Consider the following 16902-nt stretch of genomic DNA (forward strand, 5'->3'; position numbering starts at 1 on the left):
GGGGTGAGGGGCGGCGCGGCCGCGGGGGCGGGAGCCAGGGGGTCGCCCACCGGGGGCCGCGCCGGCGCCGCCGTGGGCTGCTGGGGCGGGGCGGCGGGGAGGCCGGCGGCCGGGGGCACCGCCCCGGGGTCGAGGGGGTCGGAGAAGACGGCGGACTCGGGGGCGGGGCTGGGGACGCCGCGCACCGTGCCGCCGGGACCGAGGAAGGCCGGGTCGCCGCCGGGGACCATGCCGAGCTCCTGGGCGCGGCGCTGGAGGGCGTCGGGGGACGAGTAGGCGTCGATGTCCCGCTGGAGGGACTGCTCCTCGTCGGTGAGGTTCTTGGTCTGTTTCTGGAGGTCTGCCAGCTTGAACGAGCCTTCGCTGAGGGCGGAGTTGAGGACCAGCAACCCGATGAGGCCGCCGCCCAGGAGCAGGACGACGAGGAGCACGAACGGGGTGCGGGCCGCCCGGGCGCGGCCGGCCGGGAAGAGCCGGGCGAGCCGGGCCGCCCTCCCCTTCAGCTGGGGTTCCCTGCTCACCGCTCTCCCCGTGCCCGTGCCCGTGGGTGACCGGTCCCCGGGTGCGTGACGGGAACCGGTTCCCGGTGCGTGGGAGGGACCCACCGACCCGTCTGGCTCACTCGGCGTCCTCCCTGATGCGCTCGGCGCCCCGCAGTCTCGCCGGGGCGGCGCGGCGGTTCTCGGTGATCTCGTCCTCGGTGGGAAGTTCGGCACCGCGGGTGAGCAGCTTGAGCCGCGGTTGGTAACGCTCGGGCACGACCGGCAGTCCGGGCGGCGCGGTGGACGCCGCTCCGGCCGCGAGCACGTGCTTGACGAGCCGGTCCTCGAGCGAGTGGTACGACAGCACGGCGATCCGCCCGCCCACGTCCAGGGCCTTCACGGCGGCCGGGATGGCCCGCTCCAGGACGGCCAGTTCACCGTTCACCTCGATGCGCAGCGCCTGGAAGGTGCGCTTGGCCGGGTTGCCGCCGGTGCGCTTGGCGGCCTGCGGCAGGGCGTCGCGGATCAGCGTCACGAGCCGGGCGCTGTTCGTGAACGGCTCTTTCTCCCGCTCGCGGACGATCGCGGAGACGATCCGCTTGGCCTGCTTCTCCTCGCCGTACGCGCGCAGGATGCGCACGAGGTCGCCCGCCGGGTAGGTGTTGAGGACCTCGGCGGCGCTGATGCCGGACGTCTGGTCCATGCGCATGTCCAGGGGCGCGTCCTGGGCGTAGGCGAAGCCGCGGCCGGCCTCGTCGAGCTGCATGGAGGAGACGCCGAGGTCGAAGAGCACGCCCTGGACGCGCGCGATGCGGAGCCGGTCCAGTACGTCGGGCAGTTCGTCGTACACGGCGTGCACGAGGGTGGCGCGGTCGCCGTACGGTGCGAGCCGCTCGCCGGACAGGCGCAGCGCTTCCTTGTCGCGGTCGAGGCCGATCAGCCGCGCCCCGGGGAACCGGGACAGCAGCGCCTCGCTGTGGCCGCCGAGCCCGAGGGTGCAGTCGACGACCACCGCTCCCGGGCGTTCCAGGGCGGGCGCCAGCAGGTCCAGGCACCGCTGGAGCATCACCGGGACGTGTCGACTCTGGCTCAAGGGGGCCTCTCAGGATCCGGCACGGCCGTACGCACCGCCGGGTCCCCGCCGGCTCGTGGAGGGGGGCCTGCCGGCGCCGGAAGCGTCGGCCGGCCGGGAGCGGGAGGAGGCCGAGCCGTACGTACGCGCCCGCGCACGTGGGGAGACGGTCCGGGCGTGTGCCGGGGTCTTCGGGTGTTTCACCAGCAGGGAGAGCCACGCCTCCCGCTTCGCGCCACTTTAGTCCACCGTGTCTCGCGGTCAATCAACCGGCCTGCGCGTCGTGCGCCGCGGCGGGACGGGGGCGGCCGTTCGGCCCGATTCATCCGTCCGGTACGGGTCCGTCCCCCTGTGGGTTGGCTCACAACAAGCCGCGATGGCGTTCTTTGTCCCCTCTCACAGCAGGCCGGGACGCCACGTGACCAGTAACGTCGTCGTCATGACGACTTCCGCAGCAGTGCCCACTGGATCCGAAGGCGCCATAACCGAGGGCGCCCACGTGACCGACAGCCTGGTGGCGGCCAACGAGCGGTACGCCGAGGCCTTCACGGACCCCGGCATGGACGCCCGTCCCGTGCTCCGTGTCGCCGTGGTCGCCTGTATGGACGCCCGGCTCGACCTGCACAAGGCGCTCGGCCTCCAGCTCGGGGACTGTCACACGATCCGCAACGCGGGCGGTGTGGTCACAGACGACGTCATCCGGTCCCTGACCATCAGCCAGCGCAAGCTGGGCACCCGCAGTGTGGTGCTGATCCACCACACCGGCTGCGGACTGGAGGCCCTCACCGAGGACTTCCGCACCGAGCTGGAGATGGAGATCGGCCAGCGGCCGGCCTGGGCGGTGGAGTCCTTCCGGGACGTGGACCAGGACGTGCGCCAGTCCATGCAGCGCGTGCGCACCTCACCCTTCCTGCAGCACACCGACGACGTCCGCGGCTTCGTCTTCGACGTGCGCACCGGCCGTCTGCGCGAGGTCGACCCGGCCTGACCCGGCCTCACCCGGACACCGGCCGGCCATCCCGGAGCACATCTCGCCGCGCACGTATCGAAAATGTGGTCGAAAAACGCCCTAAGGCCGACATCGTGCGGGCAGTTGTCCACAGGCGAGTGACACGAATCCGTAACGGCAGCAAGAATGCGGGATGTGACGTCACGCGGAACCTTTCCCGCGTGGTGTCCGTGTTTCGGGGTGGGCCGGTCGCGCATCGAGAGCGTCGGGCCGGAAAGTACGGGCCGAGGAGGGCCGGGTGTCGACCTATGACGATCCAGCGAGCCATGGGGGCGCCCCCGCCCGGACGTATGCGGGGGCGGGGGATGATCTGACCGCCACCGTGGAGCGGGTGCGCGCCTCGGTGGAGAGCGTGATCGAGGGCAAGCCCGAGGTCGTACGGCTCGCGCTGACCGTGCTGCTGGCCGAGGGCCACCTGCTGCTCGAGGACGTTCCCGGCGTGGGGAAGACGATGCTCGCCAAGGCGCTGGCGCGGTCCATCGACTGCTCGGTGCGGCGCATCCAGTTCACGCCGGACCTGCTGCCCTCGGACATCACCGGAGTGTCCATCTGGGACCAGCAGCGCCGGGACTTCGAGTTCAAGCCGGGTGCCATCTTCGCGCAGATCGTGATCGGCGACGAGATCAACCGCGCCTCGCCGAAGACCCAGTCGGCGCTGCTGGAGTCCATGGAGGAGCGGCAGGTCACCATCGACGGGCAGACGTACGAGCTGCCCAGTCCCTTCATGGTGGTAGCCACCCAGAACCCGGTCGAGATGGAGGGCACCTACCCGCTGCCCGAGGCACAGCGCGACCGCTTCATGGCCCGTGTCTCCGTCGGCTACCCGAGCGTGGAGGCCGAGCTGCGCATGCTCGACGTGCACGGCGGGGTCAGCCCGCTGGAGGACCTGCGGCCGGTGGCGCACGCGCACGAGATCGTGAAGCTGACCGAGGCCGTGCGCGAGGTGCACGTCTCCGAGGCGGTCCGGCGGTACGCGGTCGAGCTGGTCGCCGCCACCCGCGACCACCCCGATCTCAGACTCGGGGCCTCCCCGCGCGCGACGCTGCACCTGCTGCGGGCCGCGAAGGCCTCCGCGGCCCTCGCCGGCCGTGAGTACGCGCTGCCGGACGACGTCCAGGCACTCGCCGTCGCCGTCCTCGCCCACCGCCTGCTGCCCACCGCTCAGGCCCAGCTGAACCGGCGTACGGCCGAGCAGATGGTGCTGGAGATCCTCCAGCACACCTCGGTGCCCGCGGTGCCCGGTCAGCAGAGCGGCTTCGGCGGCCTGGGCCGGACCATCCCGGCCTATCCCCAGCAGCCGCCGCGGAGGCTGTGATGGACGCCGGGGGGGCCGTACCGGTGGACACCGGCAGCGGGGGGGCGGGCGGGGTCCGTACGGCCCTTGCGGGGCTCACCACCCGCGGCCGCTCCTTCCTGGCGGCCGGGATCGCCGCCGCGGTCTGCGCCTACGTGCTGGGCCAGAGCGACCTGCTGCGGGTCGGGCTGCTGCTCGCCGTGCTCCCGCTGGTCTGCGCCACCGTGCTGTACCGCACGCGCCACCGGGTGGCCGCCGCCCGCCGGCTCTCCCCCGGGCGGGTGCCGGCCTGCACCGAGGCCCGGGTGCACCTGCGCATGGACAACGTCTCCCGGCTGCCCACCGGTCTCCTCATGCTCCAGGACCGGGTGCCGTACGTCCTGGGACCCCGGCCCCGGTTCGTGCTGGACCGGGTCGAGCCGGGCGGGCGGCGCGAGGTGTCCTACCGGGTCCGCTCCGACCTGCGGGGCCGCTATCCGCTGGGCCCGCTCCAGCTGCGGCTCACCGACCCCTTCGGCATGTGCGAGCTGACCCGCTCCTTCTCCGCGTACGACACCCTGACGGTCGTCCCCCACGTGGACCCGCTGACCCCGGTCCGCTTCAGCGGCGAGGCCCAGGGGTACGGCGACGGGCGGCAGCGCTCGCTGGCCCTGGCGGGCGAGGACGACGTGATCCCCCGCGGGTACCGCTACGGCGACGACCTGCGCCGGGTGCACTGGCGGTCCACCGCCCGCTACGGCGAGCTGATGGTGCGCCGCGAGGAGCAGCCCCGGCGCGCCCGGTGCACCGTGCTCCTGGACACCCGGGGCGGCGCCTACGAGGGCGCCGGCCCGGACTCGGCCTTCGAGTGGGCGGTCTCCGGTGCCGCCTCGGTCCTGGCGCACATGCTCGAACGCGGCTTCTCGGTGCGGCTGCTGACCGACAGCGGCAGCGCGGTGCCCGGCGAGGGCGCCGACGGCTTCGCGGGCACGGGCCAGGAGACGGCGGACGCGGCCGGGCTGATGATGGACACCCTCGCCGTGCTCGACCACTCCGACGGCACCGGTCTGTCCCGGGCGTACGACGCGCTGCGCGGCGGCGACGACGGGCTGCTGGTCGCCTTCCTCGGCGACCTGGACGAGGAACAGGCCACGACGGTCGCCAGGATGAGCCGGCGCAGCGGCGCCGTCGCCTTCGTGCTGGACCCCGACACCTGGACCCGCGAGACGACCGACGTGCCCCGCCCGGGCGGGGCGCACGGGGAGCGGCTGCGGATGCTGCGCGAGGCGGGCTGGACGGCACTGAGCGTGCCGCGCGGCGCCTCGCTGGACGGACTGTGGCGGCGGGCCGACCGGGAACGCTCGGGCCTGGCCGCCGTGAGCGGGGAGGCACGGGGATGAGCGGACGGGCCCGGCTGGCGCTGAGCGCGGCGGCGGCCACGCTGCTGACCTCCTGCGCGCTGCTCCCCCTCGTCGACCAGCCGACCTGGCTGCTCGAACTGGTGCCGCTGCTGGCGGTGCAGACCGGGGTGGGCGCGGCGGCCCGGCGCGTGCCACTGGGCCGGCCGCTGACGGTGGTGGCGCAGGCGCTGGCCACCCTGCTGCTGCTCACCCTGGTGTTCGCCCGGCAGCACGCGTTCGCGGGGCTGGTCCCGGGCCCGGACGCCTTCCGGTACTTCGCCGACCTGTTCCGGCAGGGCTCGGACGACATCAGCCGGTACGCGATACCGGCGCCGCTGCACGACGGCATCCGGCTGATGCTGATCGGCGGTGTGCTGTTGATCGGGCTGCTGGTGGACACGCTGGCGGTGACCTTCCGCAGCGCCGCGCCGGCCGGCCTTCCGCTGCTCGCGCTGTACTCGGTGGCCGCGGGCCTGTCCGAGGGCGGCGCCGACTGGCTGTGGTTCCTCGCCGCGGCGGCCGGCTATCTGATGCTGCTGCTCGCGGAGGGCCGGGACCGGCTCGCGCAGTGGGGCCGGGTGTTCGGCGGCGCGCCCCGCGCCCCGGGCGCCTCCGGGAGCGGGGCCCTCGCACCGGCGCGCACCGGACGCCGGATCGGCGCGGTCGCGCTCGGTGTGGCCCTGACGGCGCCGCTCGCCCTGCCCGCGATGCACGGCGGGCTGCTCGACCGCGCCGGCACGGGCGTGGGGCTGGGCGATGGCCCGGGAACCGGCGGCTCCGCGGTCAGCCTGCTGGTGTCGTTGCGCGACGACCTGAACACCGATGACGACCGCCGGCTGCTGTCCCTGCGCACCGACACCGACGACACCTCCGACCTGTATCTGCGGATCGTGTCCCTGGACGACTTCGACGGCACCACGTGGAAGCCGGCCCAGCGGCACGTCGTCGGCGTGCCGGGCACCTTCCCGACCCCCGTCGGGCTCGGCGGCGACGTCAGGCGCGGCACGGTGCGCACGACCGTCACCGCGGCGGACACCTACGCCCAGGGCTGGCTGCCGATGCCCTACCCGCCGAGCGGGGTGAAGATCGCCGGGCGGTGGCGGTACGAGCCGGTCGGCATGGCCCTGGTCGGCGACCACGGCCAGACCACGCGCGGCCAGACCTACCAGGTGACCAGCCTGGCCGTACGGCCGACCGCGCGGCAGCTGGCTTCCGCGCCGCAGCCGCCGGCGGCCCTGCGGCGCGAGTACACCAGCGTGCCGTCCGCGCTGCCGAAGGTGGTCGCCCGCACCGCTCGGAAGATCACCGCCGGCGCCGGCAGCCACTACGAGGAAGCCGTCAAGCTCCAGGACTACTTCGCCGTCACCGGAGGCTTCCAGTACGACACCCAGGTGGCGGTCGGGCGCGGACCCGGGGCCATCGCGAACTTCCTGAAGAAGAAGCAGGGCTTCTGTATCCATTTCTCCTTCACCATGGCGGCGATGGCCCGCACGCTCGGCATTCCGGCCCGGGTGGCCGTCGGCTTCGCGCCCGGCACCCCGCAGGCCGACGGCACGGTCGCGGTGAGCCAGAAGGACGCGCACGCCTGGCCCGAGCTGTACTTCGAGGGTGTGGGCTGGACCCGCTTCGAGCCGACCCCGACCCGCGGCACCACGCCGTCGTACACCCAGCCGGACACGCCCGGCACCTCGCTGCCGCAGGAGTCGCTGCCCTCCGGGAAAACCTCCGCGGCCCCCTCGGCGGCGGCCTCGCCGAGCGCGAGCTGCGCCGGCGAGCTGCGCCGGCCGGTGCCCTGCGCCGGCGCGTCCGCAGCGGCGGCCACACATCCCGGGGACGACGGCTCCGACCCGTGGTGGTGGCTGCCGGCCGGGCTGGGCGGGCTGCTGGTGCTGGTGGCGGCGTTGTCGCCGTCGCTGTGGCGGATGCGGATGCGCGCGCTGCGGCTGGGCGGGCACTCCCGGACGCCGGAGGGCGCGGCGGCGCACACCCTGGCGGCCTGGCAGGAGCTGACGGACAGCGCCTGGGACCACGGCATCACACCCGACGAGTCGCTGACCCCGCGCGGGGCCGCCGCCCGGGTCATCCAGCTGGGGCACCTCGATGCGGCGGCCGGGGCCGCCGTGCACCGGCTGGCGGACGCGGTGGAGCAGGCGCTGTACGCGCCCCGGCCGCGCCCGGCCCCGGGTGCCGCGGAGGACGTGCGCCGGGCGACTCAGGCACTGCGGGCCACGGTGAGCACCGGAACACGGCTGCGGGCGCTGCTCCTCCCCCGCTCGGCCGTCCGCGTGCTCTGGAACCTGTCGGCCCGCTGGTCCGCCCTGCGGACCCGGTCGACCCTCCGCCCCAGGCTGCGCCGACCGTCGGGACAACGGGGCTGAGGGCAGCACGGCCCGTCCGGCGGTACGGCCGTGGGTACGGCTGCCGTGGGGAGAGTGGGGTGAGCCCGCGTGGGCCCGAGCGGCCCTCCGCCCGAGGCAGCGGGCCGTCGGCACGGTAAGGGCTCAGTGGGTGCGGAGGGCAACCCGGCCCAGGCGGCCGCGGCCGTCGGCACAGCAGGGCTCAGTGGGCGTGGATGGCACAGTCCGGCCGGGCCGCAGGGGCCGTCGGCCCAGCAGGGAGAGGTCCACATGAGCCCGGGTGCCCCTCCGCCCGAGGCCGCGCCGGCCCCCGGGGCTGGGCGAGCCCACGGGGCTGGGCTGAGCCCACGGGGCTGCGCTGAGCCCACGGGGCTGCGCTGAGCCCACGGGGCTGCGCTGAGCCCACGGGGCTGGGCTGAGCCCGCGGGCCCGGGAGGCGGTCCCGCCCGGGCAGCCGCGGCCGTCGGGGCGACGGGGCGACGGGGCGAGGGCAACCTTGGCGGGGCGGCCACCCCGGGGGGGTGCGCGCACCGCGGGCGGCTCTGAGCGCACATGGAGAGGGGGGGGGCCCCCCGGGGGGGGGGCCCCCCCCTCTCCGTCTGTCTGCTGTGGCCGGCGCCGCTGCCGCGCGGCGGTCAGTGGCCCTGCTCGTCCCGACGGCGCTGCCAGCGCTGCTCGATCCGGTCCATCACGGAGCGCTTCGGCCGCACCTGGCGTACGCCCGGGGGCTGCTCGCCCGGCTTCGGGGCCTTGCGCCAGCCGGTGACGGCGAGCACGGCACAGCCGAGCATGACGAGGAAGCCCACCACGCTGATCCAGATCAGCTGGGCGACCATTCCGGCCATGAGGAGCGCGATACCGACGAGGAAGCCCGCGACCGCCTGGTAGACCCGCCGCCGGGTGTACGTCCGCAGCCCGTTTCCCTCAAGCGCTGACGCGAACTTCGGATCTTCGGCGTACAGCGCTCGCTCCATCTGCTCGAGCATGCGCTGCTCGTGCTCCGAGAGCGGCACGGAGTCCTCCTCATCGTGCAGTCGCCGGGGCGACCCGGGGGGTCCCTTCAGGATAGGCAGGGAATCGCCCCCGTGAAACCCGCCCCTCTACGCCAACTGGCCAACCGGAGACCGTCATGGCTGTCCCGGCCCACTGAGGCTTGCATGCCCCGGCGGCCGACCCGTCATGCCGGGCGGTGTACCTCGATCATACGGCGCAAACCCCTCGTTCGGGGGGCTTGTGGCGTACTCCATCCGCCGCCGAGGGCCTGATCAGCGGCCGGTCACGGCGGTGCCGCTCAGGCCTGTGCGGCCCCTGCGGTCTCACCGAGTACGTGCAACTGGGTGGCGACGGAGTGGAACGCGGGCAGCTCGGCCGCCGCGGCCTCCAGCTTCAGCAGTGCGTCGAGCGCGCCGGGCTCGGTGTCCACGAGGACGCCGGGCACGAGGTCGGCGAAGACCCGCACGCCGTGCACCGCCCCGACACGCAGACCGGCGCCCTCCACCAGCCCGGTGAGCTGCTCGGCGGTGAAGCGGCGGGGCATCGGGTCGCCGGAACCCCAGCGGCCGTCGGGGTCCTCGAGGGCCTGCCGGGCCTCGGTGAAGTGGCCGGCGAGGGCGCGGGCGAGCACGGCGCCGCCGAGGCCGGCGGCGAGCAGGCTGAGGACGCCCTCGGCGCGCAGCGCGGCGACCGCGTTGCGGATGCCCTCGGCCGGGTCGTCCACGTACTCCAGGACGCCGTGGCACAGAACGGCGTCGTAGCCGCCGCGCTCGACCACGTCGAACAGGCCGTGCGCGTCGCCCTGGACGCCCCTGACCCGGTCGGCGACCTCGGCCTCGGCGGCGCGGCGCTCCAGCGCGAACAGCGCGTTGGGGCTGGGGTCGACCACGGTGACGCGGTGGCCGAGGCGGGCGAGGGGCACGGCGAACTTGCCGCTGCCGCCCCCGGTGTCGAGGACGTCCAGCGCGTCCCGGCCGGTGGCCTTGACCCGGCGGTCGAGGGCCTCCTGGAGGACGTCCCAGACCACGGCGGTGCGGGCGGAGGCACGGGGACGAGGAGGGTCGGAGCGCAGCGACGCGGTGTGCGGATGGTGGGGGGAGACGGGCGGGCGCATCGGGTCCGACACGGCAGTTGACTCCTCGGCAGGGCGAACGCTTCAGGCGACCTCCACCCTATTGCCTCCGCACCATCCCTGGTCACCGCACGAAACTCCGCCCCCACGACGCGCTTCGCCCCGGCAGCCGGCCGGCGGGCCGTCCAGGGGCCGCCGGGCGGCCGGCGTCCCGGCTGAGGTCCGGGGCCCGGTCCGGTGGGCGCCGTGGGTCAGCCCGGAGGCCGGCCCGTGAGTCACCCCGTCGGTCAGCCCGTGGGCGGGAGACCCCCCGCTCTTTCGGAGGCGTCCGGACCGGCCGGGTCGCCGGGGCCGGTGCCGGCGTCTGCGCGCGGTGCGGGCAGGACCGGCTGGAGGACCAGCATCCGCTCCACTATGCGGAGGAACATCGCGACGTCCCGTACGAGGTCGTCGGCATCCCGCTGGCCGGCCGCGCCCTGGATGCCCGCCTCGGCGCGGGCTCGGCGCGCGGCGCCGGAGGCGAACAGCGCACACCATTCGGTCAGCTCGGGCGCCACCTCGGGAAGCACCTCCCAGGCGGGGCGGATGCGGGCCCGGCGGCGCGAGGAGGTCTCGGGGCGGCCCCGGGCGGCGAGCACGGCCGCGGCGGTGCGCAGCGCGGCGAGGTGGGCCGTCGCGTACCGCTCGTTCGGCGTGTCGAGGACGGTGGCCTCGTCCAGTCCGGCACGGGCCTGGGCGAGCAGGTCTAAAGCGGCGGGCGGGGCCGTGGCCCTGCGGAGCACGGGGTGCACGTCGCTCGCCGGGCCGGTCAGTGAGGGTGCAGGGCCGGCGGCGCGGCGCCGGCGGGCGGCGGCTGCGGACGGGTGGGCCATGACGAACCTCCGGTCGTCTGGGTGACGGCACGTATGCCGTATGTACCCATCGTGAGGCGTGCCACTGACAATCCGTCCTGACCTGCGCTTTTGCTTCGACTGTGAGTTCGGGCGTATTTTTGCACTGACCAGTCAGTTCAAATGAATGCCAGGGGGGCGCGTGGAGGGCAGCGACAGCACGGCCGGCGCTGACGTCAGGGCCGGGAGCCTCGGGCTCAAGGGGCCGCGGGGGTGGGCCTTCCGCGACATCACCGTCGACGCGGAGCCCGGCTCGCTGGTCGCGATCGAGGGACCGTCCGGCTCCGGCCGTACGTGTCTGCTCCTCGCACTCACGGGACGGATGAAGCCCACTGAAGGAGTGGCCGCCGTCGGGGGTCTCAAACTTCCCCGGCACATGGCGGCCCTGCGCCGCGTCAGCGCGGTGGCCAACGTGGCCGGCGTGACCGATCCGGAACCTGCCCTGACCGTCGGGGAGCACCTGCGGGAGCGGTCCCTGCTCCAGCGCCGGTTCGGTGACTCCCTGCGCGAGCTGCTGCACCCCCGGGCCCGCCGCGCGCACGAGGCGCGGCTGCGCGTGGACGCGGCCCTGGCCGCCGCGGGACTCGACCTGGAGAGTCTGCCCAAGGGGTCCCGCACGGCCGTCCGCGACCTGGAACGGCTGGAGGAGCTGCGGCTGTCCGTCGCCCTGGCCCTGATCGGCCGGCCCCGGCTGCTCGGCGTCGACGACGTGGACATGAAGCTCTCGGACGCCGAGCGCGCCGAGGTGTGGGACCTGCTGCGGTCCCTCACGCGCGCGGGGACGACGGTCCTGGCGGTGTGCCGCACCGCTCCCGTGGACTGCGTGTCCCTCTCCACCCTGCGCGGCGACGGCACCGGCGACGAGACGACCGGCTCCGCGGAGGGCGACGCGACCGGCCTCCGCACCGGCGACGACGACAGCGACGCCGGGACCGGCGACGGCAGCGACCCGCAGGACGCACCCGAGGACGCGAAGGAGGAGAGCGATGCGCTCACCCAGGCTCGCCGCGCTTGAGCTGAGGCGCTTCGGCCGCGGGAAGCTGCCGCGCGCCGCCCTGGTCGCGCTGCTCGTGCTGCCCCTGCTCTACGGCGCGCTCTACCTGTGGTCCTTCTGGGACCCGTACGGCCGTCTGGACCGCATCCCGGTGGCCCTGGTGAACGACGACAAGGGCGCCACGGCGGGCGGGAAGAAGATCACCGCCGGTGACGACATCGTCGGCGGACTGCGCGACAGCCGGACCTTCGAGTGGCACGAGGTGAGCGCCGAGGAGGCCCACGCGGGTGTCGAGGACGGCACCTACTACCTGTCGCTGACCATGCCCGCCGATTTCAGCCGGCGCATCGCCTCCAGTTCGGGCGACTCCCCGGAGACCGGCGCCCTCCAGGTGCGCACCGACGACGCGAACAACTACATCGTCGGCCAGATCTCCCGCACGGTCTTCAACGAGGTGCGCTCGGCGGCGTCGAAGAAGGCCTCGCGGGGCTTCCTCGACAAGATCTTCGTCTCCTTCTCCGACATCCACGACAAGACCGTCACGGCCGCCAAGGGCGCCGACAGGCTGAACACCGGCATCGGAAAGGCGGAGAAGGGCTCCAAGGAGCTCGCCGACGGGCTGAGGACCGCCAAGGACGGCAGCGGCAGGCTGGCCAAGGGCCTCAAGAAGCTCGACGCGGGCTCCGGCGACCTTCAGGACGGGTCGCGGCAGGTCGCCGACGGCACCCGGCAACTGGCCGACCGGGTCGACGGGGTCTATGCCGAGGCGGGACCGTTCCTGAAGAGCAACGGGAAGACCATCGGCGACACGGCCCGGCTGGTCTCCGACTCGGCCAGGACGGTCAAGGACAACCTCGACGTCCTGGTGGAGCTCGCGCCGGGCGCCGCCAGGACCGCCCACGCGTCCTCGGCCGTCATCGACGGCATCTACCGGGCGCGCTGCGAGAAGGCGCCCGTCCCCGACCCGGCCTGCGCCGACCTGAAGCGGGTCAAGCGGGCCGCCGCCGAGGTGGCCACCGTCGCCGACGACCTCAACACGCTCATCGCCGACCAGGACGGCGACCTGAAGACGATGCGGGCCAACCTCGGCACGCTCCAGAAGCAGGCCGACGCCCTCGCCGCGCGCGCTCCGCACCTCTCCGGGGACGTCGAGGACGCCGTCAAGAAGATCGACAAACTGAACACCGGTGCGCAGCAGGTCGCCGCCGGGGCCGAGAAGCTGCACACCGCGCTCGGCACCGCGCACACCGGCGCCGACAAGCTCGACGAGGGCATCGGAACGGCGAAGTCCGGCGCCGAGACGCTGAACGCCGGCCTGTACAAGCTCTCCGACGGCTCCGGCAAGCTGGCCGGCGGGCTGCACTCCGGCGCGAAGAAGATCCCGGACTACGACAAGCGGGACCGCGACCGGCGCACCGGCGTGATGGCCGACCCGGTCCAGCTGGCCGCCCACGACCTGCACCAGGCGCCGAACTACGGCACCGGGTTCGCCCCGTACTTCATTCCGCTGTCCCTGTGGGTCGGCGCGATGGTGGCCTACATGCTGATCGCGCCGCTCAACCGGCGGGCCCTCGCGGCGGGCTCGCCCGCCTGGCGGATCGCGCTCGCGGGCTGGCTGCCCGTGGTCGCCGTGGGGGTGCTCCAGGTGGCCGCGCTGATGGCCGTATTGCACTGGGCGATCGGCCTCCAGATGCTCCGGGCCGCCGGCACGATCGGTTTCCTGTGCCTGGTCACGGCCTGTTTCGGGGCGATCGTGCAGTGGCTGAACGCCCAGTTCGGCGCGGCGGGGCGGATCCTGGTCCTCGCGCTGCTGATGCTCCAGCTGACCTCGGCGGGCGGCACCTATCCGGTGCAGACCAGCCCCGGCTTCTTCAACGCGATCCACCCGTTCCTGCCGATGAGCTACGTCGTGGCGGCACTGCGGCGGCTGATCACGGGCGGCGGGCTGGGCCCGGTGTGGCAGGCGTGCCTGGTGCTCACCGCGTTCACCGCGGGCGCCCTCGCGCTCACCGCCCTCGCGGCCCGGCGCCGCCAGGTGTGGACGCTGGACCGGCTGCACCCGGAGCTGAGCCTGTGATCGGCGGAGGGCCCCCGCACACGCGCGTACCTGTGAGAATCGGGGCCATGGAAAGCAGCAGCGCCAGGTCCGGCGGCAGCCCGCGCCGCGAGGCCACCCGCCAGAAGCTCTACGAGGCGGCCGTCACCCTCATCGCCGAGCAGGGGTTCTCCGCGACCACGGTGGACGAGATCGCCGAGCGGGCCGGGGTCGCGAAGGGCACGGTCTACTACAACTTCGCGAGCAAGTCCGTCCTCTTCGAGGAGCTGCTGAGGCACGGCGTGGGCCTGCTCACCGCCTCACTGAAGGAGGCGGCCGAGCGGACCGCGGCCGAGGGCGGCGGCAAGGTGGACGCGCTGGACGCGATGATCCGCGCGGGCCTGGTCTTCATCGACCGCTACCCGGCCTTCACCCAGCTGTACGTCGCCGAGCTGTGGCGCACCAACCGGGCCTGGCAGTCCACCCTGATGGTGGTGCGGCAGGAGGCCGTCGCGGTGGTGGAGGGCGTGCTGCGCGAGGGCGTGGCGGCCGGGGAGTTCAGCGAGGAGATCGACGTGCAGCTGACGGCGGCGGCGCTCGTCGGCATGGTGCTGGTGGCCGCGCTGGACTGGCAGTCCTTCCAGCCGGAGCGATCCCTGGACGACGTGCACGCGGCCCTGTCCCGGCTGCTCCAGGGCCGGGTCAGCGGCAGGGTCTGAGCCCTCCGGCAGCACATCCGGGCGCACGAGGAAGGCGCCGGTCCGTCTGCGGACCGGCGCCTTCCCCTTCCCCCGTGCTCCCCCGTGCTCCCCCGTACTTGCTTTCCGGCCCCCCGTACGGTGTTCCGTACGGTTCCCCGTGCGGACCCCCGTGGTGGTCTTCCCCGGGACCCCCGTGCCTCGCTCCCGCCGACGGCTCGGCGGAAGGAGCGGCGGCGGGCGTGCACCGTTCCGCCGCCCCGTGCCGGCGGTGCCGGGTCACGCCCCCTGCCGTGGGCACCACTCTCCCTCCTCCGCGGCCGGCATCCCATCCGCGCGCGTACTCATCCGCGGGGATGAGTACGTGTACTCAGCCGGCCGTGCACAGGCCCGCGACACCCGCCCGCCTCCTGGCTACGATCGCCTCCGTGTCCGTACTCCCCCTGGTCTTCACGAGCGGCTGGGCCAGCGGCATCAACGCCTACGCGGTGGTGCTGCTGCTCGGCCTGTTCGGCGCGACGGGACTGAGCGACGATGTCCCGCAGGCCCTTCAGAGCCCCCAGGTGCTGGTCGTCGCGGGCGTGCTGTTCCTGTGCGAGGCCGTCGCGGACAAGATCCCGTACGTCGACTCGGCGTGGGACTCCGTGCACACGGTGATCAGGCCGGCCGCCGGCGCGTGGGTCGGGGCGCTGCTCGCCGGCCACAGCGGTTCGCTCCCGGACGTGGCGGCCGGCCTGATCGGCGGGTCGACGGCGCTGGCCAGCCACACCGTCAAGGCCGGCACGCGGATGGCGGTCAACACCTCACCGGAGCCGTTCAGCAACGTCGTGCTGAGCCTCGCCGAGGACCTCGGGGTCGGCGGCGTCGTCGCGTTCGCGATGTTCCACCCCGAGGCGGCGGCGGTCGTCGCCGGCGTCCTGCTGGCCGGCGGGCTGCTGCTCCTGGTGTTCCTCGTCTCCCGCATCCGGCGCTTTTTGCGCCGCCGGTCCCGGCGGCGCGCGGAGCGGCGGCCGGCGCCCCGGGCCCCCTGACCGGTGCCGCGGCCGCCCGGCGGACGGAGTGCCGGTGGCCCTCGGTACAGTCGCAGGCATGGCACGGATTGCGGTGATCGGCGCCGGGATGGGCGCGCTGGCGGCTGCCGCCCGGCTGGCCGTCGCGGGCCACCGGGTGACGGTGTACGAACGGACGGAGACGTACGGCGGTGCGGTGCGCCGGTTCGAGAGGGACGGGTTCCGCTTCGACACGGGCCCGGGACTGCTGACGCTGCCCGCCGTGTACCGCGATCTGTTCGTCAAGACCGGCAAGGAGCCGCTGGAGGACTGCGTCGAGCTGGTCCAGGTCGACCCGTCGGCCCGGCATGTCTTCGCGGACGGCACCGCGGTGTCCCTGCCGAACGCGTCGCGCGCGGGCGTCGTCGCGGCGCTGGACGAGGCGCTGGGCGAGGGGGCGGGGCGGCGCTGGGGCGACTTCCTGGTGCGGGCCCGCGAAGCCTGGGACCGCACGCGCCGGCCGCTGCTGGAGGAGCCGCTGTGGCCCGACTGGCAGGTGCTGGCCGGGAAGGAGCCGTATCCGGCCGTGCCGCACAAGCGGCTGCTGCGCACGCGGACGGCACGCACGGCGGCCGACATCGGCCGGTGGGAGCTGCGCGACGAGCGCCTGGCGGACCTCCTGGACAGTGAGGTGCTCGCGTACGGCCTGGACCCCCGCACCGTCCCGGCGAGCGCGGCCGTACTGCCGTACATGGAGCACGCCTTCGGCACCTGGTACGTGCGCGGCGGCATCCGGGAGCTGGCGCGCGCGGTGTACGAGCGGTGTGTGCGGCGGCGGGTGGAGTTCGTCTTCGGCGCCGAGGTGACCGGGATCGTGGAGAAGGACGGCCGGGCCGCGGGGGTGGAGCTGGCGGACGGCACGGTGGCCGACGCCGACCATGTCGTGGCGGACGTGGACCCGGCGCGGCTGCGGGCCCTGACGGAGCGTGAGCTGGACGCCGCCGGTGACGTGGGGGCCGAGCCCCTCGCCGCCCCGTTCGCCCGGTTCGCCCTGCTGCTCGCCCTGCGCGGCGCGCCGGAGCCCGGGGCCGTGCACCGCACGGTCGTCCACCCGGCGGATCCCGAGTCGGAGCTGGACTTCCTGGTCTCGCCGGGCGGTGACGTGCCTCCGCCGCCCACGGTGACCGTGCTGCGCCCCGACGACCCCGCGCTCCGGCCCGACGACGGGCACGAGTCCGTGGTGCTCTCCGCCGTGGTGTCGCCCGAGGCCCTCTGGGCGCAGGAGGCCACGGTGCGGCGGTACACCGAGCTGCTCCTCGAAGCCGCCGGGCGCGTGATACCCGGTCTGCGGGAGCGCCTGCTGTGGCACGAGGTCCGCGTGCCCGGACACGTCGAGGGCGAGACGGGCGCGCCCTCCGGCGCCGTGCCCGCGCCCGCGCTCGCCGCCGGCCGGGGGCGTTTCCTGCGCCCGGGGAACACCACGCGCCTGCCCGGCCTCTACCGGGTCGGCGGCTGGTCCCACCCGGGCGGCGGCCTCCCGCACGCCGGCATGTCGGGCGCGCTGGTGGCCGGGCTGATCGTGGAGGGTCCGCAGTTCCGCGGCTCGCAGTGACCGGCCCGCCGTCGAACGGGGCCGCC

14 protein-coding genes are annotated in these 16902 nt (G+C 74.5%); 9 read left to right on the plus strand and 5 right to left on the minus strand.

The annotated features are described in order from the left end of the window. Positions 1–521, minus strand: a 521-nt coding sequence (locus ACGFT1_RS28575) for a septum formation initiator family protein (protein ID WP_373911867.1), incomplete at its 3' end; no start/stop codon positions are given. A 97-nt stretch (positions 522–618) separates the two neighbouring features. Next, a complete protein-coding gene (rsmH, locus tag ACGFT1_RS28580) occupies positions 619–1575 on the minus strand; it encodes a 16S rRNA (cytosine(1402)-N(4))-methyltransferase RsmH (protein ID WP_373911868.1) in 957 nt (318 codons plus the stop codon). Between the two features lie 355 nt (positions 1576–1930). Here rsmH and ACGFT1_RS28585 point away from each other — a divergent pair, with 355 nt between their 5' ends. From ACGFT1_RS28585 to ACGFT1_RS28600, 4 genes are all read left to right on the plus strand, one after another. Then, complete coding sequence (locus tag ACGFT1_RS28585) at positions 1931–2542, plus strand: beta-class carbonic anhydrase (RefSeq protein ID WP_373911869.1); 612 nt, start codon at positions 1931–1933, stop codon at positions 2540–2542. Between the two features lie 259 nt (positions 2543–2801). Further along, the gene (locus ACGFT1_RS28590; protein WP_373911870.1) at positions 2802–3878 is read left to right on the plus strand and encodes an AAA family ATPase; all 1077 of its coding nucleotides are present in this window, start codon (positions 2802–2804) and stop codon (positions 3876–3878) included. Beyond that, positions 3878–5236, plus strand: coding sequence for a DUF58 domain-containing protein (locus tag ACGFT1_RS28595; RefSeq protein ID WP_373911871.1), 1359 nt, complete (start codon positions 3878–3880; stop codon positions 5234–5236). The genes ACGFT1_RS28590 and ACGFT1_RS28595 overlap by 1 nt, the downstream gene beginning before the upstream one ends. Next, on the plus strand, positions 5233–7614 hold the full coding sequence (locus tag ACGFT1_RS28600) for a DUF3488 and DUF4129 domain-containing transglutaminase family protein (protein WP_373911872.1): 2382 nt from the start codon (positions 5233–5235) through the stop codon (positions 7612–7614). The genes ACGFT1_RS28595 and ACGFT1_RS28600 overlap by 4 nt, the downstream gene beginning before the upstream one ends. A 614-nt stretch (positions 7615–8228) precedes the next feature. Here ACGFT1_RS28600 and ACGFT1_RS28605 read toward each other — a convergent pair. From ACGFT1_RS28605 to ACGFT1_RS28615, 3 genes are all read right to left on the minus strand, one after another. After that, complete coding sequence (locus ACGFT1_RS28605) at positions 8229–8606, minus strand: DUF3040 domain-containing protein (protein WP_356820718.1); 378 nt, start codon at positions 8604–8606, stop codon at positions 8229–8231. Positions 8607–8884: 278 nt separating this feature from the next. Next, on the minus strand, positions 8885–9712 hold the full coding sequence (locus tag ACGFT1_RS28610) for a class I SAM-dependent methyltransferase (protein WP_373911873.1): 828 nt from the start codon (positions 9710–9712) through the stop codon (positions 8885–8887). Between the two features lie 233 nt (positions 9713–9945). Further along, complete coding sequence (locus ACGFT1_RS28615; protein WP_373911874.1) at positions 9946–10530, minus strand: SAV_6107 family HEPN domain-containing protein; 585 nt, start codon at positions 10528–10530, stop codon at positions 9946–9948. Between the two features lie 145 nt (positions 10531–10675). Between ACGFT1_RS28615 and ACGFT1_RS28620 the strand changes: the two genes are divergently transcribed. The 5 genes from ACGFT1_RS28620 to ACGFT1_RS28640 all read left to right on the plus strand — a co-directional run bounded on the left by ACGFT1_RS28620 (position 10676) and on the right by ACGFT1_RS28640 (position 16876). Beyond that, positions 10676–11563 (plus strand): ATP-binding cassette domain-containing protein, encoded by an 888-nt coding sequence (locus ACGFT1_RS28620; protein WP_373911875.1) that lies wholly within the window; start codon positions 10676–10678, stop codon positions 11561–11563. Continuing rightward, complete coding sequence (locus tag ACGFT1_RS28625; protein WP_373911876.1) at positions 11535–13619, plus strand: YhgE/Pip family protein; 2085 nt, start codon at positions 11535–11537, stop codon at positions 13617–13619. Before ACGFT1_RS28620 ends, ACGFT1_RS28625 begins: the two co-directional genes overlap by 29 nt. A gap of 47 nt (positions 13620–13666) precedes the next feature. Next, positions 13667–14296 (plus strand): TetR/AcrR family transcriptional regulator, encoded by a 630-nt coding sequence (locus ACGFT1_RS28630; protein WP_361984805.1) that lies wholly within the window; start codon positions 13667–13669, stop codon positions 14294–14296. 407 nt (positions 14297–14703) lie between these two features. Beyond that, entirely contained in the window at positions 14704–15306 is a 603-nt protein-coding gene (locus ACGFT1_RS28635; RefSeq protein ID WP_373911877.1) for a DUF4126 domain-containing protein, read from the plus strand. 58 nt (positions 15307–15364) lie between these two features. Next, a complete protein-coding gene (locus tag ACGFT1_RS28640; RefSeq protein WP_373911878.1) occupies positions 15365–16876 on the plus strand; it encodes a phytoene desaturase family protein in 1512 nt (503 codons plus the stop codon). Positions 16877–16902 lie beyond the last annotated feature (26 nt).

The sequence above is a fragment of the Streptomyces sp. Y20 genome, from assembly GCF_043195475.1.
Taxonomy (GTDB): domain Bacteria; phylum Actinomycetota; class Actinomycetes; order Streptomycetales; family Streptomycetaceae; genus Streptomyces.

Bases quoted from the DNA above. Each gene is read 5' to 3' on its own strand.
- ACGFT1_RS28615 (WP_373911874.1), bottom strand. From the start codon at position 10,530: ATGGCCCACCCGTCCGCAGCCGCCGCCCGCCGGCGCCGCGCCGCCGGC.
- ACGFT1_RS28595 (WP_373911871.1), top strand. From the start codon at position 3,878: ATGGACGCCGGGGGGGCCGTACCGGTGGACACCGGCAGCGGGGGGGCG.
- ACGFT1_RS28630 (WP_361984805.1), top strand. From the start codon at position 13,667: ATGGAAAGCAGCAGCGCCAGGTCCGGCGGCAGCCCGCGCCGCGAGGCC.
- ACGFT1_RS28640 (WP_373911878.1), top strand. From the start codon at position 15,365: ATGGCACGGATTGCGGTGATCGGCGCCGGGATGGGCGCGCTGGCGGCT.
- ACGFT1_RS28620 (WP_373911875.1), top strand. From the start codon at position 10,676: ATGCCAGGGGGGCGCGTGGAGGGCAGCGACAGCACGGCCGGCGCTGAC.
- ACGFT1_RS28625 (WP_373911876.1), top strand. From the start codon at position 11,535: ATGCGCTCACCCAGGCTCGCCGCGCTTGAGCTGAGGCGCTTCGGCCGC.
- ACGFT1_RS28600 (WP_373911872.1), top strand. From the start codon at position 5,233: ATGAGCGGACGGGCCCGGCTGGCGCTGAGCGCGGCGGCGGCCACGCTG.
- ACGFT1_RS28585 (WP_373911869.1), top strand. From the start codon at position 1,931: ATGGCGTTCTTTGTCCCCTCTCACAGCAGGCCGGGACGCCACGTGACC.